Annotated in this window: 27 protein-coding genes; 17 read left to right on the top strand and 10 right to left on the bottom strand. The window is 74.4% G+C overall.

From position 1 onward, the window contains the following. Positions 1–18: 18 nt before the first annotated feature. On the bottom strand, positions 19–927 hold the full coding sequence (locus F9B16_RS14105; protein ID WP_151540494.1) for a 2-hydroxyacid dehydrogenase: 909 nt from the start codon (positions 925–927) through the stop codon (positions 19–21). Positions 928–1,004: 77 nt separating this feature from the next. On the opposite strand from F9B16_RS14105, the gene F9B16_RS14110 reads away from it, so the two are divergent. After that, entirely contained in the window at positions 1,005–1,400 is a 396-nt protein-coding gene (locus F9B16_RS14110) for a hypothetical protein (RefSeq protein ID WP_151540495.1), read from the top strand. After that, the gene (locus F9B16_RS14115) at positions 1,397–2,407 is read left to right on the top strand and encodes a nitronate monooxygenase (RefSeq protein WP_151540496.1); all 1,011 of its coding nucleotides are present in this window, start codon (positions 1,397–1,399) and stop codon (positions 2,405–2,407) included. The genes F9B16_RS14110 and F9B16_RS14115 overlap by 4 nt, the downstream gene beginning before the upstream one ends. Positions 2,408–2,432: 25 nt before the next feature. Here the strand turns inward: F9B16_RS14115 and F9B16_RS14120 are convergent, their stop codons facing one another. Then, complete coding sequence (locus F9B16_RS14120; RefSeq protein WP_192808782.1) at positions 2,433–3,527, bottom strand: helix-turn-helix domain-containing protein; 1,095 nt, start codon at positions 3,525–3,527, stop codon at positions 2,433–2,435. 378 nt (positions 3,528–3,905) lie between these two features. Between F9B16_RS14120 and F9B16_RS14125 the strand changes: the two genes are divergently transcribed. Then, positions 3,906–4,490: an NlpC/P60 family protein gene (locus F9B16_RS14125; protein ID WP_151540498.1), complete on the top strand. Its 585-nt coding sequence runs from the start codon at positions 3,906–3,908 to the stop codon at positions 4,488–4,490. Between the two features lie 150 nt (positions 4,491–4,640). Further along, the gene (locus F9B16_RS14130; RefSeq protein ID WP_151540499.1) at positions 4,641–5,249 is read left to right on the top strand and encodes a hypothetical protein; all 609 of its coding nucleotides are present in this window, start codon (positions 4,641–4,643) and stop codon (positions 5,247–5,249) included. Positions 5,250–5,310: 61 nt separating this feature from the next. Here the strand turns inward: F9B16_RS14130 and F9B16_RS14135 are convergent, their stop codons facing one another. Continuing rightward, positions 5,311–5,739, bottom strand: coding sequence for a MarR family winged helix-turn-helix transcriptional regulator (locus F9B16_RS14135; RefSeq protein WP_151540500.1), 429 nt, complete (start codon positions 5,737–5,739; stop codon positions 5,311–5,313). A gap of 108 nt (positions 5,740–5,847) precedes the next feature. Here F9B16_RS14135 and F9B16_RS14140 point away from each other — a divergent pair, with 108 nt between their 5' ends. Continuing rightward, positions 5,848–6,711, top strand: a complete 864-nt coding sequence (locus tag F9B16_RS14140; protein ID WP_151540501.1) for an MBL fold metallo-hydrolase — start codon at positions 5,848–5,850, stop codon at positions 6,709–6,711. Then, entirely contained in the window at positions 6,708–7,964 is a 1,257-nt protein-coding gene (locus F9B16_RS14145; RefSeq protein WP_151540502.1) for an MFS transporter, read from the top strand. The genes F9B16_RS14140 and F9B16_RS14145 overlap by 4 nt, the downstream gene beginning before the upstream one ends. Here F9B16_RS14145 and fahA read toward each other — a convergent pair. The 4 genes from fahA to F9B16_RS14165 form a co-directional block, all read right to left on the bottom strand. After that, positions 7,920–9,092 carry a fumarylacetoacetase gene (fahA, locus tag F9B16_RS14150; protein ID WP_151540503.1) on the bottom strand — a complete coding sequence of 391 codons (1,173 nt, stop codon included), beginning with the start codon at positions 9,090–9,092 and terminating at the stop codon, positions 7,920–7,922. The genes F9B16_RS14145 and fahA overlap by 45 nt on opposite strands. After that, positions 9,089–9,931, bottom strand: a complete 843-nt coding sequence (locus F9B16_RS14155) for a hypothetical protein (RefSeq protein WP_151540504.1) — start codon at positions 9,929–9,931, stop codon at positions 9,089–9,091. The genes fahA and F9B16_RS14155 overlap by 4 nt, the downstream gene beginning before the upstream one ends. Continuing rightward, on the bottom strand, positions 9,928–11,130 hold the full coding sequence (locus F9B16_RS14160; protein ID WP_151540505.1) for a homogentisate 1,2-dioxygenase: 1,203 nt from the start codon (positions 11,128–11,130) through the stop codon (positions 9,928–9,930). Before F9B16_RS14160 ends, F9B16_RS14155 begins: the two co-directional genes overlap by 4 nt. Before the next feature lie 199 nt (positions 11,131–11,329). Continuing rightward, positions 11,330–11,860 carry a MarR family winged helix-turn-helix transcriptional regulator gene (locus F9B16_RS14165; RefSeq protein ID WP_151540506.1) on the bottom strand — a complete coding sequence of 177 codons (531 nt, stop codon included), beginning with the start codon at positions 11,858–11,860 and terminating at the stop codon, positions 11,330–11,332. 117 nt (positions 11,861–11,977) lie between these two features. Here F9B16_RS14165 and F9B16_RS14170 point away from each other — a divergent pair, with 117 nt between their 5' ends. From F9B16_RS14170 to F9B16_RS14195, 6 genes are all read left to right on the top strand, one after another. After that, positions 11,978–13,714: a pyruvate dehydrogenase gene (locus F9B16_RS14170; RefSeq protein WP_151540507.1), complete on the top strand. Its 1,737-nt coding sequence runs from the start codon at positions 11,978–11,980 to the stop codon at positions 13,712–13,714. Positions 13,715–13,789: 75 nt separating this feature from the next. Next, positions 13,790–14,128, top strand: a complete 339-nt coding sequence (locus F9B16_RS14175) for a helix-turn-helix domain-containing protein (RefSeq protein ID WP_225991617.1) — start codon at positions 13,790–13,792, stop codon at positions 14,126–14,128. A 48-nt stretch (positions 14,129–14,176) separates the two neighbouring features. Then, complete coding sequence (locus tag F9B16_RS14180; RefSeq protein WP_151540508.1) at positions 14,177–14,584, top strand: VOC family protein; 408 nt, start codon at positions 14,177–14,179, stop codon at positions 14,582–14,584. Between the two features lie 49 nt (positions 14,585–14,633). Beyond that, the gene (locus F9B16_RS14185; protein ID WP_225991615.1) at positions 14,634–15,809 is read left to right on the top strand and encodes a sensor histidine kinase; all 1,176 of its coding nucleotides are present in this window, start codon (positions 14,634–14,636) and stop codon (positions 15,807–15,809) included. Then, positions 15,806–16,477 (top strand): response regulator transcription factor, encoded by a 672-nt coding sequence (locus tag F9B16_RS14190; protein WP_151540523.1) that lies wholly within the window; start codon positions 15,806–15,808, stop codon positions 16,475–16,477. The genes F9B16_RS14185 and F9B16_RS14190 overlap by 4 nt, the downstream gene beginning before the upstream one ends. Before the next feature lie 80 nt (positions 16,478–16,557). After that, positions 16,558–17,202 (top strand): hypothetical protein, encoded by a 645-nt coding sequence (locus F9B16_RS14195; RefSeq protein ID WP_192808784.1) that lies wholly within the window; start codon positions 16,558–16,560, stop codon positions 17,200–17,202. Here F9B16_RS14195 and F9B16_RS14200 read toward each other — a convergent pair. Continuing rightward, the gene (locus F9B16_RS14200) at positions 17,195–17,791 is read right to left on the bottom strand and encodes a TetR/AcrR family transcriptional regulator (protein WP_151540509.1); all 597 of its coding nucleotides are present in this window, start codon (positions 17,789–17,791) and stop codon (positions 17,195–17,197) included. The genes F9B16_RS14195 and F9B16_RS14200 overlap by 8 nt on opposite strands. A gap of 198 nt (positions 17,792–17,989) precedes the next feature. Between F9B16_RS14200 and F9B16_RS14205 the strand changes: the two genes are divergently transcribed. From F9B16_RS14205 to F9B16_RS14215, 3 genes are all read left to right on the top strand, one after another. Then, positions 17,990–19,588, top strand: a complete 1,599-nt coding sequence (locus tag F9B16_RS14205) for an MDR family MFS transporter (RefSeq protein WP_151540524.1) — start codon at positions 17,990–17,992, stop codon at positions 19,586–19,588. A gap of 206 nt (positions 19,589–19,794) precedes the next feature. Next, entirely contained in the window at positions 19,795–21,009 is a 1,215-nt protein-coding gene (locus F9B16_RS14210) for a PucR family transcriptional regulator (RefSeq protein ID WP_151540510.1), read from the top strand. Between the two features lie 101 nt (positions 21,010–21,110). Continuing rightward, entirely contained in the window at positions 21,111–22,709 is a 1,599-nt protein-coding gene (locus F9B16_RS14215; protein ID WP_151540511.1) for an AMP-binding protein, read from the top strand. A 100-nt stretch (positions 22,710–22,809) separates the two neighbouring features. Here the strand turns inward: F9B16_RS14215 and F9B16_RS14220 are convergent, their stop codons facing one another. After that, positions 22,810–23,238 (bottom strand): ATP-binding protein, encoded by a 429-nt coding sequence (locus tag F9B16_RS14220; RefSeq protein WP_151540525.1) that lies wholly within the window; start codon positions 23,236–23,238, stop codon positions 22,810–22,812. Positions 23,239–23,615: 377 nt separating this feature from the next. Between F9B16_RS14220 and F9B16_RS14225 the strand changes: the two genes are divergently transcribed. Further along, a complete protein-coding gene (locus F9B16_RS14225; protein ID WP_151540512.1) occupies positions 23,616–24,827 on the top strand; it encodes an acyl-CoA dehydrogenase family protein in 1,212 nt (403 codons plus the stop codon). Positions 24,828–25,036: 209 nt separating this feature from the next. Beyond that, a complete protein-coding gene (locus F9B16_RS14230) occupies positions 25,037–26,173 on the top strand; it encodes a hypothetical protein (protein ID WP_151540513.1) in 1,137 nt (378 codons plus the stop codon). Positions 26,174–26,177: 4 nt separating this feature from the next. Here the strand turns inward: F9B16_RS14230 and F9B16_RS14235 are convergent, their stop codons facing one another. After that, a complete protein-coding gene (locus F9B16_RS14235; RefSeq protein WP_225991616.1) occupies positions 26,178–26,747 on the bottom strand; it encodes a DUF4232 domain-containing protein in 570 nt (189 codons plus the stop codon). Positions 26,748–26,857: the final 110 nt, after the last annotated feature.

The raw sequence follows: 26,857 nt of genomic DNA on the forward strand, positions 1-26,857 counted from the left end.
GCATCCCCTGGACGTCCCCTAGACGACGCGGTGGAGGAGGTCGCGGCCGGAGGCGAGGCGGCGGCAGTTCTCCGCCGCGACCTCGAAGTACCGGTCCCACGTCTCGCCGGTCAGCCACGCGACGTGCGGCATCACGGCGACGTTGCCGAGCGCGAGCAGCGGGTTCCCCGGATCGACCGGCTCGCGCTCGAACACGTCCAGGCCGGCGCCGCCGAGATGCCCGGACGTCAGCGCCGCGACCAGCGCGGCCTCGTCGATCACCGCGCCGCGCGCCGTGTTCACCACGACCGCGCCGGGCGGCAGCAGCGCGAGCCGCTCGGCGTTCAGCAGGTGGTGCGTCTCGTCGGTCAGCGGGACGTGCACCGACAGCACGTCGCTCGCCCGCAGCAGGTCGTCCAGCTCCCGCCAGGACGGGTCGTCGCGGCGCGGCCGCCGCGAGGTGTACAGGACGCGGGCGCCGACCGCCTCCAGCATCCCGCGCAGCAGCCCCGCGATCTCGCCGCCGCCGAGCAGCCCGACCGTCCGGCCCCTCAGCTCACCGCCGACCAGCGACCGGGCGGCGGGCCAGCCCTCGCCGCGCCGCGTCCGCGCGTCGAACGCGACCAGCTTGCGCAGCGCCGCGAGCATCAGCAGCAGGCTCGTCTCCGCGACGGCCTGCGCGTTGCGGCCCGGCATGTTCGCGACCGCGATCCCGCGCCCGGCGGCGGCGTCCAGGTCGATGGTGTTCACCCCGGTGCCGAGCTTCTGGATCAGCTTGAGCTTCGGCGCCCGGTCCATGTCGGCGGCGGTCAGCGGGCGCAGCACGTGCCAGATGACCTCGGTGTCCGGCAGCAGCTCGCGGAAGCGGGCGTCGTCCTGCTCGGAGCAGGAGACGATGTCCAGGCCGGGCTCGGTGTGGTCCATGTCGTAGTGCAGCAGCACCCGCATCCTGGTCCCTCTCGGTCGGTTCACGTTCGCCGAACCCGGCCGCCGCGACCGGTGTTCCGCGGGCTATCTTTCCGATCGTGACGCATACCGCGAGCCCCGGAGGGGCCGCCCCCGACGGACGCGCCGCCTCCGCGCTCCGCTTCCTCGCCGAGATCATCGCCTGGGTCGCCGCGCCCTGGGCCCTCGCACCGCACTCGATCGTCCTCGCGGTGCTCGCCGACGTCGTCCTGATCGGCCTGCCGACCGTGTTCTCCACGCCCGGCGACAAGGCCCGCGTCATGGTCCCGGTGCCCGGTGTCGTGACGATCGGGCTGGTGCTCCTCCAGCTCGCCGCGGCCGTCGCCGCGTCCTGGGCCGCCTGGCCGATGCCCGTCGCGGTCGCGGTGACGGTGCTGTGCGCGGCGGTCGTCGCGTTCGAGCAGCCGCGCTGGCGGTGGTTGGTCCGCCGCGCCCCGGAAAGGGAACCGGTATGACGGCATCCTGGCTTCCCGACCTGCCGATCGTCCAGGCGCCGATGGCGGGCGGGCCGTCCACGCCGGAGCTCGCCGCCGCCGTGTCGGACGCGGGCGGGCTCGGCTTCCTCGGCGCCGGCTACAAGACGGCCGGCGCCATGCGCGCCGACATCGACCGGACGCGCGCGCTGACGTCCCGCCCGTTCGGCGTGAACCTCTTCATGCCGTCGCACGACGACGTCGACCCGGCCGCCGTCGCCGCCTACCGCGACGCCCTCGCGCCCGAGGCGCGGCGGCTTGGCGTCGACCCCGGCACCCCGGCGGCCCGCGACGACGCCTACGACGCCAAGATCGCCGACCTGCTGTCCGACCCGCCCGCCGTCGTGAGCTTCACGTTCGGCTGCCCGGACGACGCCGTCGTCCGCGCCTTCCAGGAGCGCGGCGTCGTCGTGGCCGTCACCGTGACGACCGCCGAGGAGGCCCGGCTCGCGTCGGCCGCCGACGCGCTGTGCGCGCAGGGCACCGAAGCGGGCGGCCACCGCGGCTCGTTCACCAACACCTTCGACGGTGCGCTCCCGCTCCGCGACCTGCTCCGCGACGTCCTCGCCGTCACGGACCGTCCGGTCATCGCCGCCGGCGGCCTCGGCACCCCGGACGACGTGGCCGAGATCCTGTCGCTCGGCGCCGTCGCGGCCCAGCTCGGGACGGCCTTCCTGCGCTGCCCGGAGAGCGGCGCGAGCGCCCTGCACGAGGCCGCGCTCGCCGATCCCCGCTTCACCTCCACCGCGATGACCAGGGCGTTCAGCGGACGGCCCGCGCGCGGCCTGGTCAACCGGTTCCTCACCGAGCACTCCGCCGGAGCGCCCGCCGCCTACCCGGACGTCCACTACGTGACGTCGCCGCTCCGCAAGGCCGCCGCCGCGCAGGGCGACCCGGACATCGTCAACCTCTGGGCCGGCACCGCGTTCCGCGCCGCCGCCGAGGCCCCGGCCGCAGACCTCGTCGGGCACCTGGCGTCCCGCATCTGACCCGCGCTCGACCCGCTCGGCCGCGTCAGCCGACGGGGTCGTCCCGCAGGTTGCGCGGATGGCAGGCGACGTGGCGCCCGTCGCGGGTGAGGCCGGCGCCGCGCACGAGGTGGTCGGTGCCGTAGCCGCGGCGCTGCTGGTACGCCCAGTAGGCGGTGCGGGACGGGCCGGTCCACCGCTCGAAGATCATGACCTCGCGGGCGTCCGGGCCACCGGTCGCGTTGACGACGAGGTCGCCGGGCCCGAGCCGCGCGGGCGGGATCCGGTCGCAGTAGGACGCCAGCAGCGCGGCCGAGTTCGGGCCGGGCGCCGGTAACCCCAGCGCCATGGACGCGTACCCCGACCCGTCGGCCCGGTAGCCCTGGTAGCTGGCCGCCTGGTCATAGGGCACCCGGCCGGGCGCGTGCGGATGCCAGCTTTGCGCGCGCGCGACGACCTCGTGCCGGTAGATCGCGTGGACGGTGGCGCGAGTAGCGCGCGCGGGCGAGGCGGACGCGCGCGCGGGCCCGTCCGGGGACTCCTGCGCGTTGGTGCGCAGCGTCGTCCCGAGCAGCACGCCGGCGGCCCCGGAGACGAGCACGCACCCCGCCACGGCACCGACGAGCACCACCTTCGGACCACGCCTCCTCGGCACCGGCGGGGAGGCTGGCGATTCAGTCGATGCGCCAGCGGTCGGCGTAGGCGTCTCGCTGTCGGGCGCCGGCGGTCCGCCATCGGGCGCGGCCGTCTCGCCGTGCGACGGGGCCGTTTCGCGGGCCGGCGCGCTCGGCTCGCCGGGCGGCGCGGTCGGTTCGCCGCGCGGCGCGGTCGATGGCGCGACGTCGGGCGTTCCGGACGCGGCGGCCGCCTCGCGGGCCTGATCGGCGACGTCCCAGAGGGCCTCCAGGCGGTGCCGGTCCCCGCCGCACAGCTGCGCCAGCGCCGTGACGGCGGTGCGCGGCACGAAGGTCTCCCCGCCGAGCCAGCGGCTCCACGACGACCGGCTGGCGTGCGTCCGGCGCTCCAGGGAGCGCAGGTCGTGCCCGGACGCCGTGCGCAGCTCGCGCAGCTCGGTGAGCAGGACGCGGACCGCGTCCGGCAGGTCGTCGGGCAGTGGGGCCGGCGGGCGGCTTCGGCTCATCGGTGCATCTCCTGCAGGTCGGACCGCAGGCCCGCAATGGGCCGCGGGCAACGCCCGGCACTCTCCGTCGCGGCGGACCATTATGCCCAGTCCGGCCGCTGGAATGGCCGGAACGGCAATCGTCGCCGTGCGTTCCCGAATGCGCACCAAGGGTGATCGGCGGCGGTGTCCCGCAAAGGCGCGGCTGTCCCGTCCGCGTCCCGTTCGGAGGGGTGTCTCTGCTGGTCAGAGCCTTGCGCGTGTCTCTTTGTCCCAACCTGGCCGCAAGGTCTCCGCAGCTCCGCAGAACGGTCTCTAACGTCTGCCGGGTCGATCGACGAAACCCGCTCACGGCGTCCTCGCGGACGCAATTCAACGACCATTCACGGAGGTTCATCAATGGCTTCCCCTCGGGCCATCCTCATCGGGGCCGGCTCCCTCGCGCTCGCCGCCGGCACCGCCGCCGGGCTGATCGGGCTGACGTCCCCCGCCGAGCACTCCGCGGCGCCGCAGGGCGCGCGGCTGCAGGCCGACGCCGGCGGGACCGTCGCGGTCGCGTCCGTCCCGAAGGTGACCCGCGCGCAGGTCATCGCCCGGGCCAAGACCTGGCACCCGCACACGAGCAGCCGCGTCCCCTACAGCCAGTCCAAGACCCATGGCGGCTACCGCACCGACTGCTCGGGCTACGCGTCCATGGCGCTGCGGCTGCCGAAGCCCGGCCCGAACACGGTCGGCCTCGCGTCCTCGACCTACAGCAAGCGGATCTCGATGTCGCAGCTCAAGACGGGCGACCTGGTGATCGACGCGATCGGGAGCAACACCACCCGGCACGTCGTCATCTTCGAGAAGTGGACGAGCAGCAAGCACACGGCCTACTGGGCCTACGAGCAGCGCGGCCACTACGGCACGGACCACCGCACCCGCACCTACGGGCTGGCCAAGGGCAGCCAGTACAAGGCGTACCGCCCGAAGAACATCACCTGACCGCTCCCCTCAGACGCCCGGCCGGTGCGCTCCCACTCCGGCCGGGCCTCGCCCTTCCCTGCGGTGCGGTGGCGGTTTCCCTCCCGTGGGGGAGGCGGGTCGTGCCGGCGGGGGAGGTGCGGCGGGGGGTGCGCGCGCGACCGTCGAGGCATGACTGATTCCGCTGTTGCCGCCGCGCGCCCCCGGCGGCTGCAAGCCATGTGGTCCTCCGCGCACGCGCCCGCCGCCGGGACGCCGCGCTGGGCGCGGACCGCCGCGCTGGCCGTCCCGTTCGTCGTGCTGCCGTCCAGCCTGTGGCGGATCGCGGCCGTCGCCCTGCACGTGCCGATCGTCCGGGACACGGGCGGCGACGAGAGCGGCAACCTGCCGTCCTGGCTGCCGATCGAGCTGTACGTGGTGCTGCTGTCGGTCCTCTCGGAGCTGCTCGCGTTCACGGCCGTCGGGCTGGTCTCGACATGGGGCGAGGTGTTCCCTAGATGGGTGCCGTTCCTGCGCGGACGGCGCGTGCCGACGCTCGCCGCCGTCGTCCCGGGCGCGATCGGCGCGACCATCCTGACGTGCCTGTGGACGTGGGTGTTCGCGATGCTGGCGTTCGGCCGCAACCTGGCGGGCGAACGGCTCGCCGCCGACTCGCCGCTGAACGTCCACACCTGGCAGGGCGCCTTGGTCTTCGTCGCCTACGTCCCGCTGGTCGCCTGGGGGCCGCTGCTCGCGGCCGTCACGTTCGCCTACTACCGCCGCCGCGCCCAAGGCGCCTGAGAGCAGTCAAGGAGAACGGCGGCCGGCCGGGACGCGCGATCGGGAGGTGAGCCGCGAGCCGTCAGTGGGGCTGGCGGGCGCGTAGGAGGAGGTCTTGGAGTGCGCCGAGTTCGTCCTGGCCGAGGCCGCCTAGGGGTGAGTCTTTCGCGAGCAGTTCGAGCAGGCGCGCGCGCAGGTCGGTGCCGTCGGGGGTGAGGACGAGCTGCTTGGCGCGGCGGTCCTGCGGGTGCGGGCGGCGCTCGACGAGGCCGCGCTTCTCCAGCTTGTCGACGACGAACGTGGCGTTGGACGGCTCGCAGCTCATCCGGTCGGCGAGGTCGCGCATCGTCATCGGCCCGGTCAGCTCGCGGAGCGCGGTGGCCTGGGGGCCGGTGAGCCCGAGCGTCGCGGCGCGCTCGCGGACGTGCTCCTCGATCTGCCGGGACAGCCCGGTCACCAGCCCGCACAGCTCCCGCTCGGCGGTGGCGGCGAACTCCGGATCGGTGCTCATGGCCCGAGCTTACATCAAGCTGCAATGGTTGCAGCTTGAATAGTTCTAGTTGTAAGTTTCTCGTCGTGCGGCGGCCGCAGGGCGCGGCCGTGACGAAGGGAGACAGCCATGCCCACCAGCACGCGGAACCGGCTCGCCACCGAGGCCGGCCCCAGCACGATCCAGCTCGGCGACCTGAAGGTCAGCTACGTCCCGGACGGCGCCGTCGCGCTCAAGCCCCGGGCCTGGCTGCCGGGCTCGACCGCGGAGTTCTGGGACGCGCACCCCGAGTACCTCGACGCGTCCGGGAACCTCGTCGCGAGCATCGGCGGGCTGCTGGTCGAGCGCGGCGACCGCGCCCTGCTGATCGACGCGGGCGTCGGGCCCCGGTCCTGGCCCGACGACCCGGCCGAGCCGTTCGGCGCGGCCCGCGGCGGCGCGCTGCTCGACGGCCTCGCCGCGCTCGGCCGCGACCCCGCGAGCATCGAGGCCGTCGCCGTCACCCACCTGCACAGCGACCACGTCGGCTGGCTCTGGCCCGCCGCCCCCGCCTGCCGCCCGCCGTTCGCCGACGCGCGCGTCCTGCTCACCGCTGCGGAATGGGAGCACCGGCACCTGTCCGGCACGGGGGCCGACATCCTCGACGGGTTCGCCGACCAGGTCGAGACGGTCGCGGGCGGCGAGGAGATCTTCCCCGGCGTCCGGGTCCGGACGACGTACGGCCACACCGCCGGGCACGCCACGTACGAGATCGCCTCGGGCGGGCGGCGGCTCATCGCGTTCGGCGACGCGCTGCACAGCCCCGTCCAGATCGACCACCCGGAGTGGTCCGCCGCGCCCGACCACGACCCGGTGCTGTCCGCCGAGGTCCGCCGCCGGCTCGTCGCCGACCTCGCCGGGCCGGACACCCTCGGCTTCGGCATCCACTTCGCCGACGTGCAGTTCGGACGGGTCGTCCCCGGCACCCCCGGCTGGCGCCCGGAGTCCCGATGACCCGCCTCGCCCGGCGGCGCTGGCCCGCGATCATCACCGCCGCGCTCGCCGCGACCGCGGCGGTGATGCCCGGGTTCACGGTCGGTGCGCTCGCCCCGTCCATGCAGGACGCCCTGCACACGAGCAGGACCACGCTGGGGCTGGCGATGAGCGCGTTCTACGCGGCGAGCGCGCTCGGCTCGCCGGTCGCGAAGCGGCTGGCGGCGAGGCTGCCCGTCCCGGTCGCGCTGTCCGCGGCGGCCATGGTCGCGTCGCTGTCGATGCTGGCCCTTTCGCGCGCCGGGCACGTCGCGGTCCTCTTCCCGGTGCTGGTCGTCGCGGGGTTCGCGAACGGGCTCGTCCAGCCCGCCGCCGGGCGCCTCATCGCCGCCCGTGCGCCCGACCGCCGCCGCTCCCTCGCCGCCGGGACGATCGGCGCCGCGCTCGGCGCCGGCACCCTCGTCCCCGGCCTGCTCGTCGCGCTCGTCGTCCACCCTTACGGCTGGCGCGCCGCGATGGCGATCGCCGGGCTGCTCGCGCTCGCCCCCGTGGCGCTGGCCCCGCTCACCCGCACGCCCGCGGCGGACCGGCGGCGCACGGCGGCGGCGTCCGCGCCGATGCCGCGCGCCGTCCGGCGGACGCTGGTCCTGTGGGCCGTCGCGGCGGCGCTGTCCGCGACCGGGAACAACGCGGTGGCCTCGTACTTCGTGCAGCTCGGCGCGCACTCCGGGGTACCGGACGGCCTCACCGGCGAACTCCTCGCGTTGAGCGCGGTCATCGCGATCGCGGTCCGGCTGGTCGCGGGCGCGCTCGCCGACCGGGCACCCCGGGGCGACCGCGCGGTCATCGCGGGGATGATGCTCAGCGGCGCCGCCGGGCTCGCGCTCATCGCGGCCGGGAACCCGGTCGCGTTCCTCGCCGGCGCCGTCCTGGCGTTCTCCGCCGGATGGGGCTGGACGGGCCTGCTCCTGTCGGCGGCGCTCCGCCTCCTGCCGGACCGCGCCGAGAACGCGGGCCACACCGTCCAGGTCGGCGTCTACACCGGCGCGACGATCGCCCCGTTCACGTTCGGTGCCCTGTCGGCGTCGCTCGGCTTCGCGGCCGCCGCGCTGCTCGCCGCGGTGGCCGCCCTCGCCGCCGCGACCCTCATGGCCACGACCATCCCGAACCTCTATGACCTGCGGCGAGCCGTCGTCATGCGGCCCGCCATGACGACGGCGCGCCGCGGCTCAGCGTGCGGGGAGGACGCGGCCGGTCACCGCGCCGAGGCCTAGGCGGGCGCCGCCCGGGCCCGGCGCGGTGGCGGAGATGGTGACGGTGTCGCCGTCCTCCAGGAACGTCCGGGGCTCGCCGCCGACCTCGACCGGCTCCTTCCCGCCCCAGGTCAGCTCGATGAACGCGCCGCGCTGGTCCTTCTCCGGGCCCGACACCGTCCCGGACGCGAACAGGTCCCCGGTGCGGGACGAGGCGCCGTTCACCGTCATGTGCGCGAGCATCTGCGCGGGCGACCAGTACATCTCCCGGTACGGCGGGCGCGACACGACCTGGCCGTTCCACTCCACGACGAGGTCGAGGTCCAGGCCCCACGGGTTCTTCTCCCGCAGGTAGGGCAGCGGTTCCGGGTCCTGGAGCGGGGTCGGGACGCGGGCCGCCTCCAGCGCGAGCAGCGGCACCACCCACGGCGACACCGACGTCGCGAAGCTCTTGCCGAGGAACGGGCCGAGCGGCACGTACTCCCACGCCTGGACGTCGCGCGCCGACCAGTCGTTGACCAGCACGACCCCGAACACCCGCTCGGCGAAGTCGTCCACGCCGACCGGCGCGCCGAGCGGCGAGCCGGTCCCGACGACGAACCCGACCTCCGCCTCGATGTCGAGGCGGCGGCACGGCCCGTACGTGGGCGCGGCCTCGTCCGGCGCCTTGCGCTGCCCGCTCGGCCGGACGATGCCGGTCCCGGACGGCACCACGGTGCCCGCGCGGCCGTGGTAGCCGACGGGCAGGTGCTTCCAGTTCGGCATCAGCGGCTCGGCGTCCGGCCGGAACAGCCGCCCGAGGTTCGACGCGTGGTGCTCGGACGCGTAGAAGTCGACGTAGTCGGCGACCTCGAACGGCAGGTGCAGGGTCACCGTGTCCAGCGCGTGGACGGCGCCGTCCGGCAGATCGTCCGACACGGCGTCGATGATGTGCTCGCGGACCTCGACCCACCGCTCGTGGCCCTGCTCCATGAACGCGTTGAGCGACGGCCGGGAGAACACGTCGTCGCCGAGGACGGCGGCGAGGTCCACGACGGAGTCCGCGACCCGGACGCCGACGCGCGGCTCGCCGCCGTCCGGCGCGAACACGCCGTACGGCAGGTTGTCGAGCCCGTAGAGCGAACCGTCCGGGATCGGGATGCGGGTCATGCGTCTTCCTTGATCAGCGAGGCGGGGAGGAGGCCGAGGGCGGCGAGCTCGGTGAGCGGGTCGGTGATGCTGCACGTGCCGAACGACAGGAAGCGCGCGCGGGCGAAGGACGCGCGCGCCTCGCCGAGTCCGGCGACGCGGGCGGCGATGGACGCGGCGTCGCGGTCGGCGAGGACCGCGGCGACCTCGGGGACGTCCGCGCCGTGCGTCGCGGCGTCGGCGGCGAGCAGCAGGTTGAGGAATCCGTGCTGGTGGAAGCCCGTCTCCGGGTCGGTGTTGCGGACCGGGTGGTGCAGCCCGGCGGTCGCCTTGAACGGGACGCCGGCGCGCACGGCGGCGAGGACCGCGGCGGCCAGCTCGTCCGGCGCGGGGTACAGGTTCGCGTGGACGCCGCCGGTGCGGAACTTCGCGCGGTGCCCGGTCTCGCCGAGCGCGGCGAGGATCGCGGGACGGCGCTCGTCGCGCGGCACCTCCACGAACACCGGGACGTCGATGCGCTCCAGGCCGCACAGCAGGTCGGCCGCCGTCATCCCGGTCGGCACCGCGACCTCGACGGCGTGCACGGCGACGGGCAGGTCCGCGGCGGCCGCGACCGCCCGCGCGGCCTGCGCGGGCCCGTTCGGCGCGGTGATCGACAGGTCGAGCGGGTCGCCGGTGAGCAGCGGGTGCAGCTGGTCCAGCGCGGTCGCGGGCAGCACGAGCGGCCCGACGAGCGCGGCGTACGGCGCGGACCGGTGCCGGCGGTGGTCCCGGACGGCGTCGGTGAGCGGCGCGAGGCCGGGCGGGAACACGGCCGCGTCGTCGCACAGGCCGCGCGCGAAGGCGGGCAGGTCGCTCACGGGGTCCGCCTTCCCGCCCAGGTCCACGCGTATGCGGGATCCTCGCAGGCCAGGCCGCCCTCGCCGAGTTCGAGGGGGCGGAAGGTGTCGACCATGACGGCCAGCTCGTCGAAGAACTCGGCGCCGATGCCGCGCTCGTACGCGCCGGGCTGCGGACCGTGCGCGAGGCCGCCGGGATGCACCGACACCGAGCCCTGCCCGATGCCGGACCCCTTGCGCGCCTCGTAGTCGCCGCCGCAGTAGAACATGATCTCGTCGGAGTCGACGTTGGAGTGGTAGTACGGCACCGGGATGGACAGCGGGTGGTAATCCACCTTGCGCGGGACGAAGTTGCAGACGACGAAGTTGTGGCCCTCGAACACCTGGTGGACGGGCGGCGGCTGGTGGACGCGGCCGGTGATCGGCTCGAAGTCGTGGACGCTGAACGTGAACGGGTAGAGGCAGCCGTCCCATCCGACGACGTCGAACGGGTGGTTCGCGTAGGTGAAGCGCGTCCCGCCGATGCCGCGGGACGTGCGGTGTTTGACGAGGACCTCGACGTCGGTGCCGGCGGCGGTGAGGGGCTCGCCGGGGCCGTGCAGGTCGCGCTCGCAGTACGGGGCGTTCTCCAGGAACTGCCCGAACCGGGACAGGTACCGCTTGGGCGGCGCGACGTGGCCGGTGGCCTCGATGACGTAGGCGCGCAGCGGCTCGTCGCCGGAGCCGGCGGGCAGCCAGCGGTGCGTGGTCGAGGTCGGGATGACGACGTAGTCGCCCTCCTTGGCGTCGAGCGCGCCGAAGATCGTCTCGACGGTCGCGGCGCCGGACTCGACGTAGACGATCTCGTCGCCGGTCGCATTGCGGTACAGCGGCGACTCGGCCGCGGCCACGACGTAGGAGAGCCGGACGTCGGCGTTGCCGAGGATCAGCCGGCGGCCCGTGACGGCGTCGGTCCCCGCCCAGGCCTCCTTGGGGAACAGGTCGTGGAGCCGGAGGTGGCGCGGCTTGAGCGGCTGGTTCGGCGTGGTGGACGGGTCGGGCACGTCCCAGGGGCGCGAGTCGACGATCGCGGACGGGATCTCGCGGTGGTACAGCAGCGACGAGTCGGAGGAGAAGCCCTCCTCGCCCATCAGCTCCTCGAAGTAGAGCCGGCCGGACGCGTCCCGGTGCTGGGTGTGCCGTTTCGGCGGCACGTCGCCGACCCGCCGATAGTGCGCCATGGGTCCCTCGCCTCCCGCAGATGATTAATGCGTTTACTATCTCCCTGCGACACTACGGCTCCCGGCGGGCCGAGGAAAGGCCCCGGTTCCGGCCACGGAGACGATCGGCGGAGCGGCGAGCGGCGGCGCGGCGAGTCGGCGGAGCGGCGAGCGTGGGCCCCGCGGAGCGGCGAGCCGGCGGGCCGGGCGGGCCCGCGGGTCAGCTCCGCTCGCGGACGTCGAACGCGTGCCGGCCCTCGATCAGCTTGTCCAGCAGCATGATCAGCATCCGCTGCTCGGTCTCGGTGAGCACGCCCGCCCACTGCCGCTCCCGCTCGTGCTGGCCGGCGAAGATCTCCAGCATCCGGCGGCGGCCGTCCTCGGTCAGCGACAGGATCACCGAGCGGCCGTCCCGCTCGCCCGGCGTCCGCACCATCAGCCCGTCCGCGACCAGCGTCTTCGCCAGGTTCGACACGGCGGCGCGGCTCATCCCGGCGAGCGTGGCGGCGCGGCCCGGCTCCAGCGGCCCGGCGAGCCAGGTCACGAACAGCAGCCGGAACCCTGCCCAGGAGTGCCCGCGCGGCCGGTGCACCGTGGACTCCAGGTCGTAGGTGACGATCGCGGACGCCCGGTTCAGCGTCAGCAGCAGCCGGGTCGCGAGCCGGTGCGGGAAGCCGAACTCGTCCGCCAGCCGGCCGCCGGCGAGATCGACGAACGACCAGAAGTCCAGGTCCGCGCGCTCGTCGTCCATGGCCGCCAGCCTAGCCGCGGGCGGCCGCCGAAGTGATACAGACTTTGATCACTCTGCGACGTGTCGCCGGGACGATCATGGGCACGTCTCCCTGTGCAGTCGGCGAGTGGGGGGATCATGGCGACGGTCGCGGACCAGTTCATCCAGGTGCTCCGCCAGGCGGGGGTCCGGCGGATCTACGGCGTGGTGGGCGACAGCCTCAACCCGGTGGTGGACGCGGTCCGCCGCACCGGCGGCGACATCGAGTGGGTACACGTCCGCAACGAGGAGGCCGGCGCGTTCGCCGCCGCCGCCGAGGCGCAGACGACCGGGCGGCTCGCCGTCTGCGCGGGCAGTTGCGGCCCGGGCAACACGCACCTGATCCAGGGCCTCTACGATGCGCACCGGTCGGGGGCGCCCGTCCTCGCGCTGGCCTCGCAGATCCCGAGCACGCAGATCGGCAGCGGCTACTTCCAGGAGACGCATCCCGAGCGGCTGTTCACCGAGTGCAGCCACTACTGCGAGCTGATCAGCACGCCCGGGCAGATGCCGCGCATCCTGCGCACCGCGATCCAGCACGCGGTCGGTCTCGGCGGCGTCGCCGTCCTCGCGCTGTCCGGGGACGTGGCGAGCAAGGACGCCGAAAACCCGACCGGCGAGCACGACTTCCTCGTCCGCAAGGGCATCGTGAAACCGCCCGCCGAGCAGGTCGACCAATTGGCGCACGCCCTCAACCGGGCGCGGAAGCCGATGCTGTTCTGCGGGTCCGGCGTGCAGAACGCGCACGCCGAGGTGATGCAGCTCGCGCACAAGCTGCTGTCCCCGATCGGGCACGCGCTGCGCGGCAAGGAATGGATCCAGTACGACAATCCCTTCGACGTCGGAATGAGCGGGCTCCTCGGCTACGGCGCCTGTTACGAGGCGATGCAGGAGGCCGACCTCGTCCTCATGCTCGGCACGGACTTCCCCTACGACCCGTTCCTTCCGGGCCGCCACACCATCCAGGTGGACGACGATCCCGCCAAGCTGGGACGCCGCACGCCGCTGACCCTCGCCGTCCACGGCGACGTCGGCGAGACGCTCCGGCTCGTCATGGACAAGGTCGAGCAGAAGCACGACCAGTCCTATCTGGACGAGATGCTGCACCGGCACACGCGCGCCCTGGAGGGCGTCGTCTCCGCCTACACGCGCGACATCGAGAAGCACATTCCGATCCATCCCGAATACGTCGCGGACGTCCTCGACGACCTCGCCGCCGACGACGCGATATTCACCGTCGACACCGGGATGTGCAACGTCTGGGTCGCCCGCTACATCACGCCGAACGGCCGCCGCCGCGTGATGGGCTCGTTCGTCCACGGCTCCATGGCGAACGCGCTGCCGCACGCGATCGGCGCGCAGTACGGCGCGCCCGGCCGCCAGGTCGTCTCCGTGTCGGGGGACGGCGGGCTCGGCATGCTGCTCGGCGAGCTGCTCACGGTGAAGCTGCACCGCATCCCGGTCAAGATCATCTTGTTCAACAACGCGTCGCTCGGCATGGTGCGCCTGGAGATGATGGTGGACGGCCTGCCGTCCTACGAGACCGACCACGAGGCCGTCGACTACGCCGCGATCGCGCAGGCCGCCGGCATCGACGCCGCGCGCGTCGAGCGTCCGGCCGACGTCCGCAGCGCGATGGCGACCGCGCTCGCCGCACCCGGCCCGTACCTGCTGGACGTCGTCACCGACCCGAACGCCCTGTCCATCCCGCCGCACATCACCCCGCAGCAGGTGAAGGGCTTCGCGCTCGCCGCCGGGAAGACCGTCCTGACCGGCGGCGTCGGCAAGATGCTCGACCTGGCCCGCAGCAACCTCCGCAACATCCCCCGCCCCTGACCCGCGTGGTGGGATGGGGGTGTGAGCCGTGCTGTGGAGGAGAGCAACCGCAGGTTGCTGCGCGCGCGGGACGCGATGGACCGCGCCTACGCGCAGCCCCTGGACGTCCCGGCGCTGGCCCGGATCGCGCACGTGTCACCGGCGCACTTCACCCGCGCGTTCCGGGCCGCCTTCGGCGAGACGCCGCACCGCTACCTGCAACGCCGCCGCGTCGAGCGGGCGATGTTCCTGCTGCGCGAGACCGACCGGAGCGTGACGGACATCTGCTTCGAGGTCGGCTTCGCCAGCCCGGGCACGTTCAGCCGGACGTTCCGCGCGATCGTCGGCCGGTCGCCGCGCGAGTACCGCCGGGCGGCGACGGCCGTGGACGTGCCGACCTGCTTCACGATGGCCTGGACGCGGCCGGCGGGATGAGCAGTTTCGGATAAGTCTTCCGGGGGCGCGGTCGCTAGCCTGAGCTGCATGTTCACCACGATCACGCATTCCCAGATCTACGTCCTGGACCAGGACGAGGCCCTCGACTTCTACGTCGGCAAGCTCGGCCTGGAGGTGAGCGCCGACGTCGACATGGGCTTCATGCGCTGGCTGACCGTCAGCGTCCCCGGCGACCCGGGCCGGCACATCCTGCTGGAGCGGCCGGGCCCGCCGGCGCTGTCGGAGGAGACGGCCGAGCAGGTCCGCGAGCTGCTGACCAAGGGCGCGATGGGCGGCCACCTCGTGTTCGGCACCGACGACTGCCGCAAGACCTACGAGACGCTGCGGGGCCGCGGGGTGGAGTTCACCGAGGAGCCCACCGAGCGCCCGTACGGCATCGACGCCGCGCTGCGCGACCCGTTCGGCAACAGCATCCGCTTCACCCAGCAGGGCTGACCGCCTCCGGACAGGTCCGGCGGCGGGGCGTTGTCCTTAGGGTGGTCCCGTGGGGAGCATCCGGGTGCGGCACCGCTCGGTGGCGGTGGCGCCCTGTGTGCTGGACGCGGCGCTCGCGGCGGCCGCCTTCGCCGTGACCGCGTACCGGATCCGCACCGGTACCGCCGGCCCGGACGGCCGGGCTCCGGACGTCGCCGCCTACGGCATCGGGCTCGCGATGGCGGTCGCGCTGCTCGCGCGGCGCCGGTGGCCCGCGTTCGTGCTGGGCCTGGTCACGCTGCTGTGGATCGTCTACCACAGCCGCGGGTACCCGGGCGGGGCGCCGGCCGTGCCGGTGTGGGCGGCGCTGTACTCGGTCGCGGTCGCGCCCCGGCGCTGGGCGGGGTTCGTGCTGGCGGGCGTGCTCATCTTCTCGGACGTGTCGGCCCGCTCGGAGCACGGCGCCCATCCGTTCACCGCGCTGCTGGACGGGACGACCGTCGTGTTCGTCGCGATGCTGCTGCTCGGCGACGCCGTCCGCAGCCGGCGGCAGCGGCGCGCGGAGTACGAGGCGCGGCTGGAGGCGCTCGCGGCCCGGCAGGAGGACGCCGCCGCGCGGCGCGTCGCCGAGGAGCGCATCCGGATCGCGCGGGACCTGCACGACGTCTCCGCCCACACGATCGCGGTGATCGGCGTCCAGGCGAGCGTGGCCGCCGAGCTGCTGACCGAGGACCCGGAGCAGGCCGGGGACGCGCTCCGGGCGATCCGCCGGGCCGGCGCGGAGGCGATGGCGGAGCTGCGCGCGACGGTGGGCGTGCTGCGCGACGCGGACGGCGCCGGGGTGGAGGCTCCGGCGCCCGGCCTCGACCGGCTGCCCGACCTGGTGCGCGGTCACGGCTCCGCCGGGCCGCGCGTCGAGCTGCAGGTCGAGGGCGAGCGGCGGCCGCTGCCGGGGGTCGTGGAGCTGACGGCGTACCGGATCGTCCAGGAGTCGCTGGCCAACGCGCTGCGGCACGGCGGCGCCGGGTCGGTGCGGGTCCGGCTGCGGTACCGGCCGGACGGTTTGGACGTGGAGGTCGACGACGACGGCCGTGGCGGCCCGCCATCCGGCGAGGGGAACGGCGGCGGGTACGGGGTGCGCGGCATGGCCGAGCGCGCGGCGGCCCTCGGCGGGACGCTCACCGCCGAGCCGGGGGAGTCCGGGTTCCGGGTGCGGGCGTGGCTGCCGTGCGGGGGGACGGGATGACGATCCGGGTGCTGCTGGCCGACGACCAGGTGCTGGTCCGGGCGGGGTTCCGCGTGCTGCTGGAGCGCGCGGACGACATCGAGGTCGTCGGGGAGGCGGGCGACGGCGACGAGGCGGTCGCGCTGGCTCGCGACCGGCGGCCGGACGTCGTCCTGATGGACGTGCGGATGCCGGGGTGCGACGGGCTCGCGGCGACGCGGCGGATCGTGGCGGGCGCCGGGCCGTCCGGGGTGAAGGTCGTGGTGCTGACGACGTTCGACCTGGACCGGTACCTGTTCGCGGCGCTCCAGGCCGGGGCGAGCGGCTTCCTGCTGAAGGACCTGGAGCCGGACGCGCTGCGGGACGCGGTCCGGACGGTGCACGCGGGCGACGCGCTGATCGCGCCGCGGATGACCCGGCGGCTGATCTCGGTGTTCGCCGACCGGGCGGGGCGGCCTTCGGTGGCGCCGGAGCGCCTCGCGGCGCTCACCGGCCGGGAGCGGGAGGTGGTGGCGCTGGTCGCGGACGGGCTGTCGGACCGGGAGGTCGGCGACCGGCTGGCGATGCGTCCGGCGACGGCGAAGACGCACGTCAACCGGGCGATGGCGAAGCTCGGCGCGCGGGACCGCGCGCAGCTGGTGGTGCTCGCCTACCAGTCCGGGCTGGCCGGGGTACCGCGATCGGAGTAGGGGCCGTGCCGCGGACGCGGTAGCCGGGGCCGCTCCGGGGGCCGATGGAATCGCGGGCGCGCCTTCCTAGCGTCGCTTCCATGGATGTTCACACGAGAACGGACGCTCACACGAGGGTCGTCGCCGGGGGCTGCCTGGTCGCGGCGCCGGCGGTGCAGGGACTGTCGACGTTCTTCTGGAACGGCGGCGATCAGGGGATCGCGGCGGGCGCGCTCGTCGTCGTCGCGACGGTGTTCTGGGTGACGGGGCTGGCGGCGCTGTTCCGGCTCGTCGAGCGGCGCGCTCCCCGGTACGCGGCGTTCGCGTTCCCGCTGGCGGTGTACGGGTGCGTCGGGGGCGCGGCGTTCGGCGTGCAGGGGCTGTGCGAGGAGCTGTTCGGGGTCCCGCACGACACGGCCGTGGACCTGCTCCGCGATCACCAGGCGGCGGCGCAGGCGGCGTTCTGGTTGGCGGGGCCGCTCTTCCCGATCAGCGTGTTCGTGCTCGGCGCGGTGCTGATGCGGCTGCGCGCCGTCCCGCTGCCGGCCGCCGCCCTGATGTCGGTGGGGGCGGTGCTGTTCCCGCTGAGCCGGATCCCGCGCGAGGCGGTCGTCGCGCATCTGGCCGACCTCCTGCTCCTGCTGCCGTTCGCGCACCTCGGGGTGCTGATGGCGATGGGCCGCCTGGCACCCCCGAAGGCGGCGGACGCGGCGGGCGGGCCGGCGCCGGTCGAGGCGGTCAGGTGAAGGAGGTGGCCATCTCGGCGAGGGTCTCGTCGGTGACGTCCGCCATGGGGCGGGGCGGGTCCTGCTCGGTCCAGGCGAGGGCGGCGATGCGCAGCGCGGTCATGAACGCGCCGGCCAGGACGACGGCGCGGGTGGAGCCGGCCGGGAGGCCGTCGCGGTCGGCGACGAGGTCGGCGAGGGCCCGCTCGAAGGTGGCGTAGTGCGCGAGCTGGCGGGCGAGGACGGACGGGTGGGCGCGGGCGAGGCGGGCCTGCGCCGCCCAGCGCGGGTCGGGCTCGCCGATCTCGCCGGACAGGTCGTGGAACGCGGCGCGCAGCGCGGTCCAGGACGTCTCGCCGGGCGGGCGGGCGGCGAAGTGGCCGAGGAGGGCGCGCATGCGCTGCTCGTCGCCGTAGAGGAGGGCGTCCTCCTTGCCGTCGAAGTAGTTGGAGAAGGTCCGGCGGGACACGCCGGCGGCGTCGGCGATGGCCTCGACCGTGACGGCGTCCAGCCCGTGCTCGATGGCGAGGCGCATCGCGGCCTCGTGCAGGGCCATGCGCGTCGCCTCCTTCTTGCGCTCGCGCAGGCCGCCGCCGGCCGTGGTGTCCATGCTGTCCAACTCTACGGGCCCCCGCCCGTCCCCGCGGGGAAAATTTTCTCGACGCGAAAACTTGCGCAGTGGGAATAAAGTGGGCCGCTGACGCCTTGTAGAGGGCGTTCCCGCTCATCACCCCGGAGGCGTCCCTTGACCGTGTCCGCCGATTCCGTGCCCGCCGACCGGGCGGCCCCGCCGGCGCCGTCCGCGACGATGTCGCGCAGATCGATCTTCGAGGCGCTCAGCGGCCTGCTGCTGGTGCTCTTCGTCGCGATGCTGAGCGAGACCGTCGTGTCCACCGCCCTGCCGCAGATCATCGGCGCGCTCAAGGGCAGCCAGTCGCAGTACACCTGGGTCGTCACCGCGACCCTGCTGACCGCCACCGCGAGCACCCCGATCTGGGGCAAGCTCGCCGACCTCTACGACAAGAAGAGGCTGCTCCAGGCCTCGATCGTCATCTTCGTCATCGCCTCGATCGCGTCCGGGTTCGCGCAGAACAGCGCGCAGCTCATCGTGTTCCGGGCCGTGCAGGGCCTCGGCGTCGGCGCGCTGCAGATCCTCGTCCAGATCGTCATGGCGGCGATGATCAGCCCGCGCGACCGGGGCCGCTACTACGGCTACCTCGGCGCGGTCATGGCCGTCGCCACCGTCGGCGGCCCGCTGCTCGGCGGGCTCATCGTCGACACATCCTGGCTCGGCTGGCGCTGGTGCTTCCTCATCGGCGTGCCGTTCTCCGTCGTGTCGTTCGCGCTGCTGCAGAAGACGCTGAAGCTGCCGGTGGTCCGGCGCGGCGACGTCAAGATCGACTACTGGGGCGCGGCGCTGCTGGCCGGCGGCGTCAGCCTGCTGCTCATCTGGGTCACGTTCGTCGGCGACAAGTTCGCCTGGCTGTCCTGGCAGACCGGCGCGATGGTCGGCGCGGGCCTGCTCATCCTCGCCGTCGCGGTGTGGGTCGAGTCGCGGGTCGCCGAGCCGATCGTCCCGCTCGGCATCGTCGCCCGCCGCAACACCGCGCTCGCCATCCTCGCCAGCCTCGCGGTCGGCATGGCGATGTTCGGCGGCGCGGTCTTCCTCGGCCAGTACTTCCAGATCGGCCGCGGCTACAGCCCGACCGAGGCGGGCCTGCTCACGATCCCGATGATGGTCGGCGTGCTCGGCTCGTCCACGATCGTCGGACGGCTCACCACCCGGACCGGCAAGGTCAAGTCCTACATCGTCGCGGGCGCGGTCGTGCTCACCGCCGGGTTCGCGGCGCTGGCGACCATCGACCAGCACACCTCGCTGGTGTTCGTCGGGGCCGGGATGTTCCTGGTCGGCGCGGGCGTCGGCATGGCGATGCAGAACCTCGTCCTCGTCGTCCAGAACTCGGTGCACCTGCACGAGATCGGCGCGGCGAGCGGCACCGTCACCTTCTTCCGCTCCCTCGGCGGGACGATCGGGGTGTCGGTGCTCGGCGCCGTCCTGGCCAACCGGGTCTCGGACAACATCGCGCACGGGCTGTCCCGCATCGGCGTGAACCCGTCCGCGGGCGGCGGCGACGCCGGGAACCTGGACGTCGGCGCGCTGCCCGGCCCGATCCGGGAGATCGTCCGGGCCGCCTACGGCGACGCGACCGGGCACATCTTCCTGTTCTCCGCGCTGATCGCGGTGGTCGGGATCGTCGCGGCGGCGTTCCTCAAGCCGGTGACGCTGCGCGACAGCCTCGACCTGGCGGACGACGCGCCCGCCGAGGCCGTCGAAGCCGAGGCCGAGGTCGCCGCGGTCGCGGCGGTGCCCGCCGTCAGTGAGACGGGGAGTTCAGCAAGCCGGTAGCTCCTGCCGGAGTCAAGGGCCGATGGGCCGCCGCGTTCCACGCGGCGGCCCGTCGCCGTGAAGTGGGCATTCTCCAGCGCCTTAGCAAGATGGCGCGGGGTCGGCGGGGCGTTTGCTCACCATCCTGACAACCAATGGGCGGGCCGATGCGCCATCCTTGTGGGACTCGGAGTATCACAAGGTTCCATCGAGCCGAGGAGCGTTCGATGTCGCAGGCCGTGCTGGACGTCCGTCCGTTCGAGCAGATCCCCCGGCCGCTGGCGCACCGCATGCGGCCGCTCGTCGCAGGCGCCGCCGGCGAGGTCCTCGCCGACGTCCGCCGCGGCGGGCCCGGCGGCGTCCCGCCCGGCGACGGGCGCGGCGCCGCGGAGATCCGCGCCGAGATCGTCGCGGGGCTCGGGCACTTCCTCGACCTCGTCGACGACCCCCGCGCGGCCTGGGACCGGGTCGCCGCCGCGCACCGCGCGCTCGGCCGCGACCTCGCGGTCCGCGGCCACGACCTGGAGGAGACGCACCGGGCGCTGCGCCGCACCGCGCGCGCCGCGTGGCGGACCCTGACCGCGCTCGCCGAGTCCCTGAACGTCGACCGGGAGACGCTCGGCCTGATCGCCGACGCGCAGTTCGCCTACATGGACGCGGCCGCCGCCGAGGCCGTCCGCGGCTGGGAGGCCGAGCGGCCGGACCAGGGCGCGGCCGGCGAGGACGCGCTGCGCCGCCGCCGCGCCCGGCTGCTGTCGCTGCTGCTGTCCGGCACGTCCGAGGACGAGATCGCCGACGCCGCCCGCGGCGCCCGCTGGCGCACCCCCCGCACCGTCGCCGCCGTCGCGCTGCACCCCCGCACCGACCCCGGCCCCGACGGCCCGTTCCCCGCGCCGCCGGACGTGCTCGCCGACCTCACCGGCCCGGAGCCCGCGCTCGTGGTGCCCGACCCGGACGGCCCCGGGCGCGCCCGGCTCACCGAGGCGCTGCTGCGCGACTGGATCGTGGTGGTCGGCCCGACCGTCCCGCCCGCGCGGGCCGCCGAGTCGATGCGCTGGGCCCGGCACGCGCTCGCCGTCACCCGGCGCGGCCACATCGACGGCACCGCCGTCGTCCGCTGCATGGACCACGTCCCGCTGCTGGTGATCTTCACGGCTGAGGACCTCATCGCGCACGCCGCCGACTCGCGGCTCGCGCCGCTGCGCGCCCTCACCCGCGCGCAGGCCGACCGGCTCGCCGAGACGCTGCTGTCGCTGCTGGAGAACAACTTCAACGCCACCGAGGCCGGCAACCGGCTGCACGTGCACCCGCAGACCGTCCGGTACCGGCTGCGGCACCTGGAGGAGCTGTTCGGCGCCGACCTCCAGGATCCGCGCCGCTGCCTGGAGCTGGAGATGATCCTCAACGCGCGGGCCCGCACCGGCGCGTTGTCAGGAGCCTGACAAGCGCCCGCCGGAACACCTGGGTTGAGTCGCAAGAGCCGCGCGGGCCGCCGTCCGTACGGTCGAAGCCCCACTGGATCGCGTCGGACCGGGAGCGGCAGATGAGCGGACGATCGGAGTTCGGGCGGCGCACCGCGTCGGCCGCGCGGGCGGGCGGGATGTTCGTCCGCAGCGGGCTGTGGCGCCCCGGACCGCCGCTCCGCGTCGCCCGGCAGCTCGGCGCGCTGCGCCGGTGGGGCACCCTGCTCGGCGGGACGGTCGCGTCCGCCGCCGCCCGCGACCCCGACGTCACCGCGATCGTCGACGACCACGGCGAGCTGACGTACGGGCAGGTCGACGCCCGCACCGACCGGCTCGCCGCCGCGCTCCGCCGGATGGACGCGGAGCCGCGCGTCGCGGTGCTGTGCCGCAACCACCGCGGCATGGTCGAGACGCTCGCCGCGTGCGGCAAGGCCGGCGCGGACCTGATCATGCTGAACACCGGGATGAGCACCGAGCAGCTCGTCGCGGTCGTCCGGCAGCAGGAGGCCGGCGTGGTGATCGCGGACGCGGAGTTCGGCGCGTTCCTGTCCGCGCTGCCGAAGCGGGTCCGGGCCGTGACCGCCGGGTCGCCGGACGCGGAGCTGGAGACGCTCATCGCGACGGCGCCCGCCGGGCCGGTGGAGCCGCCGGCCCGCACCGGCCGGACGATCGTGCTCAGCTCCGGCACGACGGGCCGCCCGAAGGGCGCCGACCGCCGCTCCCGGCCCGGCCTGCAGCCGCTCGCGTCGATCCTGTCCCGCATCCCGTACCGGGTACACGAGCGGATGTTCATCGAGGCGCCGCTCTTCCACACCTGGGGATACGCGATGCTGCAGATCGCGGTGTCGCTGCGCGCCACGATCGTGCTGCGCGCCCGGTTCGACCCGGAGGCGACGCTGCGCCAGGTGGAGGCGACCGGCGCGACGGCGCTCGTCGCCGTCCCCGTCATGCTCCAGCGGATCATGGAGCTGCCGGACACCGTCCGCGCGAAGCACGACACGTCCGCGCTGCGGATCGCCGCCGTCAGCGGGTCGGCGCTGCCCGCGACGCTCGCGACCGCGTTCATGGACGCGTTCGGCGACGTCCTCTACAACCTGTACGGGTCGACGGAGGCGTCCTGGGTCACCATCGCCACCCCCGCCGACCTGCGCGCCCGCCCCGACACCGCGGGCACCCCGCCGCCCGGCACCCGCGTCGCGATCTACGACGACGACGGCCGCCCCGTCCCGCCCGGCACGACCGGGCGCATCTTCGCCGCGAACGAGCTGCTCTTCGCCGGCTACACCGGCGGCGGCGGCAAGGAGATGCGGGACGGCCTGATGAGCCTCGGCGACCTCGGCCACCTCGACGCCGACGGGCGGCTGTTCGTGGACGGCCGCGACGACGACATGATCGTCTCCGGCGGCGAGAACGTCTTCCCCAGCGCGATCGAGGAGGCCATCGCGGCGCTGCCGCAGGTCCGCGAGGTGGCGGTGACCGGCGTGCCGGACGCGGAGTTCGGGCAGCGGGCCGCCGCCTTCGTCGTGGTCCGCGACGGCGCGGCGCTCGACGCCGACACCGTCCGCGCGCACGTCCGCGACCGCCTCGCCCGCTTCGCCGTCCCCCGCGACGTCCACTTCCTGGACGCCCTACCCCGCAACCCCACCGGCAAGGTCCTCCGCCGGTCCCTGCGGTATTGATTGCATTGCCCTTGGCGTCAGGCCCTGGGGGGCCTTCCTTCGGCGGGCAAAGCGGCGATCGCTGCATCGCTCCGACTCGCCCGGGGGGCTCGCTGCGCGATCAGGTTCTCGCTTCGCTCGAACCTGGCTTCGCACGCGATCGGACGGGGTCCTCCTCCTGGGCGACCTCGAACCAGAGGCGGGTGCGGCGGGGGGTCTGGTCGAGGCCCCATTCGTCGGCGAGGGCGTCGATGACGGTGAGGCCGCGGCCGTGGTCGATGCGGCGGCGGCCGTGCAGGTCGTCCTGGACGGGGCCCTCGTCGGACACCTCGACGCGCAGCCGCCGCCCGTCGGTCTCGACCGCGACGGTGATGGCGCCGCTGCCGTGCAGGACGGCGTTGGCGATCGCCTCGGCGGCCATCAGCTCGACGTCGTCGAGCAGCTCGTCCCGCGCGACGACCTTCGCGGCCAGCTCGCGCACGGTCCGCCGCGCGCGCCGGCCCTCCGCCGGGTCGCCGGCGAAGCCGAACGGTTCGCCGAGCCGTTCCATCCCAGTCACCGCATCACCACATCGAATCGGAAGCGCACTGCAATCATTCACCTGCGGTGCGTGATCGGGCAATGCGCCGGACGAGTCGATCCGCGTCTTTCCGGGACGCGCCCGCCGGACCGGGCGCCGCGCGCCGCGTCGGGGACGCGCGTACCCCGGCCGGGACCGGTCCAACGCCCGGTCATCGACCCCTCCGCGGGAGCCTACGGTATGGATCACCGTGCCATCGCCGCCTTGCGAAAATGGTGAACGGCGGTGCGCGCACCACTCATCCGCCTGCAGAACCGGGCGGTGAACTGATCGTTCGAACGTACGGCACGGGCCCGCGCGCGCCCCCTAGCGTCGGCGTCACGCGACGGACGGCGAAGGGTCGGGCTATGACGTTCTCACTGGACCTCGACGAGGAGCTCCTCCAGGTCCGCGACTGGGTACACGGGTTCGCGAAGGACGTGATCCGGCCCGCGGCGGCGGAGTGGGACGAGCGGGAGGAGACGCCCTGGCCGATCCTGGAGGAGGCGGCCCGGATCGGGCTGTACTCGCTGGACTTCTTCGCCGCGCAGTCACTGTCGGCGTCGGGCCTCGGCATCCCCGTCGCGTTCGAGGAGCTGTTCTGGGGCGACGGCGGCATCGGCGAGGCGATCGCGGGCACCGGGCTGGCGGCGGCGGCCGTCGCGACCAGCGGGACGCCCGAGCAGGTCGAGGAGTGGCTGCCGGCGATGTTCGGCACCCCGGACGACGTCGCGGTCGCGGCGTTCTGCTCGTCGGAGCCGGGCGCGGGCAGCGACGTGTCGGCGATCCGCACCACCGCCGTGTACGACGGGGCGAAGGACGAGTGGGTGCTGAACGGCACGAAGACGTGGGCGACGAACGGCGGCATCGCGGGCGTCCACGTCGTCGTCGCGTCCGTGGACCGGGAGCTCGGGTCGCGGGGGCAGGCGAGCTTCGTCGTCCCGCCGGGGACGCCGGGGCTGGAGCAGGGGCAGAAGTTCCGCAAGCACGGCATCCGGGCGTCGCACACCGCCGAGGTGGTGCTGCGGGACGTGCGGGTGCCGGGCCGCTGCCTGGTCGGCGGCAAGGAGCGGCTGGACGAGCGGCTCGCGCGCGCACGGGAGGGCCGCCGGGGGCGCGGGCAGGTGTCGATGAAGACGTTCGAGGCGACCCGTCCGGCGGTGGGCGCGTCGGCGGTCGGGATCGCGCGCGCCGCCTACGAGTACGCGCTGGACTACGCGCGGGAGCGCGAGCAGTTCGGCAAGAAGATCGGCGACTTCCAGGCCATCGCGTTCAAGCTCGCGGACTGCAAGACGGCGATCGACGCGTCGCGGCTGCTGGTGTGGCGGGCGGCGTGGATGGTGGCGCGCGGCATGCCGTTCGACAACGCGGAGGGGTCGATGGCGAAGCTGGTGGCGAGCGAGACGGCGGTGCGGGTGACCGACGAGGCGATCCAGATCCTCGGCGGCAACGGCTACACCCGCGACTACCCGGTGGAGCGCATGCACCGCGACGCGAAGATCTTCACGATCTTCGAGGGGACGAGCGAGATCCAGCGGCTCGTCATCGGCCGCGCCGTCACCGGCCTCCCGGTCCGCTGACCCGGCGCCCCGGGCCGGACCGGAACACTCACCCGGGCGCACAAAAACGGCGGATTCTCCGTGTCCGGGGCGCAATCGCCGGACGCTCCCGCCGTGTCACCATCCGTTACGTCAGCGTTCGTTGCCCGGCGGCTGGCCGTACAGGGGGTGCCGCCCGCCGGGGGCCGCCTCTGGCTCCGGATCGGGGCCCACCCCCCGGAGGTGCACCCGTGAACAGCACTGAGATCGCGTGGGCCGCCGTCCTCGCCTGCACCGCGCAAGCCGTCTACTTCATCGCGTTCGTCCTGTTCAAGACCGCCGTCGGGCGGATCGGCCCGATCGGCGGCCGGCGGCCGCTGCACGGCGCGGCGCTGCTGCTGCGCAGCCCCCGCTGGGTCGCCGGGGTCGGCGTCATCCTGGCGGGGTTCGCGCTGTTCGCGGGCGGGCTGATCGGCCTGCCGGTGGTCGCGGCGCTGCCCGCCTACGGGCTGAGCCTCGCGCTGCTCCTCGTCGTCGGGATGAGCGGGTTCGGCGAGCGGCCCACGTCCCGGGAGTGGCTGGCCGTCGCCATCACCGTCGCCGCGATGATCACGGCGGCGCTGTCGGTGCTGCCCGCGCGGGGCGAGACGCTCGCCGCCGCCCTGCACCGGCCGGACGGCGCCGCGGCGGCGCAGGCGCTGCCGCTGTGGAAGGCGGGGCTGGTCTTCGTCCCGTCGCTGGGGCTGCCGCTGTGGATGTTCTTCGTCCGGGACCGGCCGGTCGCCGGGCGCCACGCGCGGCCGATCACCGGCATCGCCTACGGGCTCGGCGCGGGCGTCCTGCTCGGCGCCACGGAGGTGTTCGGGCAGGGCATGGCGATGATGCTGGCCGGGCACCGCGGCGCGGCGGTGCTGGCGACCCCGCACCCGTACCTGTTCGTGCTGGCGGGCGTGCTCGGGCTCGGCCTGCTGTCCATCGGCCTGCAGCGCTGCCGGCTGACGATCATCGTCACGGTCGTGACCGTGACCGCGAAGACGCACCTGCTGCTGTCGGCGACCCTGCTGTACGGGGAGCCGTGGCCGCACGCGCCGGCGCTGTTCCTGCTGAGGGTCGCGGGCGTGCTGTTCGCCGTCCTGGCGCTGCTGGCCTTCCCCCGGCACGAGCAGCGCTCCGCGCCGCGCCCGGTCCGCCGCGCCGAACCCGCACGTCAGGTGGGGTGGACGGCGCCGGGCGGGACCGGCCGTTACGCCAGGACGCCCGCCCGGTTCCCGGACGGCCCGTCCGTGCGCCCGGGCACTCCGCCGGCGAGCCCGCCGCCCGCCGGGTGGCCGATCGTCCGGCCCGTCCAGCCGCCGGACGGGCAGGTCCGCTTCCCCGCGAACGGGTGAACCGTCACGGGACGGGCGTCCAGGCGGTGGTCTCCAGACGGCCGGTGTTGCCGAGGTCGAGGGGCCCGTTGGCCGGGACGACGAGGACGGGCCGCCCCGGCGCCGGGCGGACCTCCAGGTAGCTGCCGTTGACGGCCGGGATCGCCGACTCGGTCACGAGGTTGCGCCACACGATCCCGATGCGGGCCGCCTTGCCGGGCTCGACGATCACCGGCTTCGGCCCCGCGTCCTTGATCTGGCGCGTGCCCTTGACGGTCCGGACGTCGAACGGCTGCCGGTTCTCGTCGAGGACGCGCAGGGCCGGGTAGCCGTTCAGCCGGTACGGCCGCGTGCCGCAGTTGCGGAGTTCGACCCAGGTCGCGCGCAGGCCCATGGCGGCGTCGGGCCGGTCCATGGAGAGGCTGACGCCGTCGGCGGAGCAGGCCGTCGAGGGGTTCGGTGTCGGGGAGGCGATGGTCGGCGCCGGGGACGGCCCGCCGGACGGCGCGCCGGACGCGGGCGGGACTCCGGACGCGGTGCCGGACTCCGTCCCGCACGCGGCGGCGCCCGCTACGGCGGCCAGGACCCCCGCCACCACGGCAAACCGCTGCAAATCCCCCGAAAACCCGTCCATCGGGCCATCATTTCAGACGATCAACGCGGCGCCCTCGCGGCGGAACGCATCCGCACGACATCGCCACATAC

This window comes from Actinomadura montaniterrae, assembly GCF_008923365.1.
Classification (GTDB): domain Bacteria; phylum Actinomycetota; class Actinomycetes; order Streptosporangiales; family Streptosporangiaceae; genus Spirillospora; species Spirillospora montaniterrae.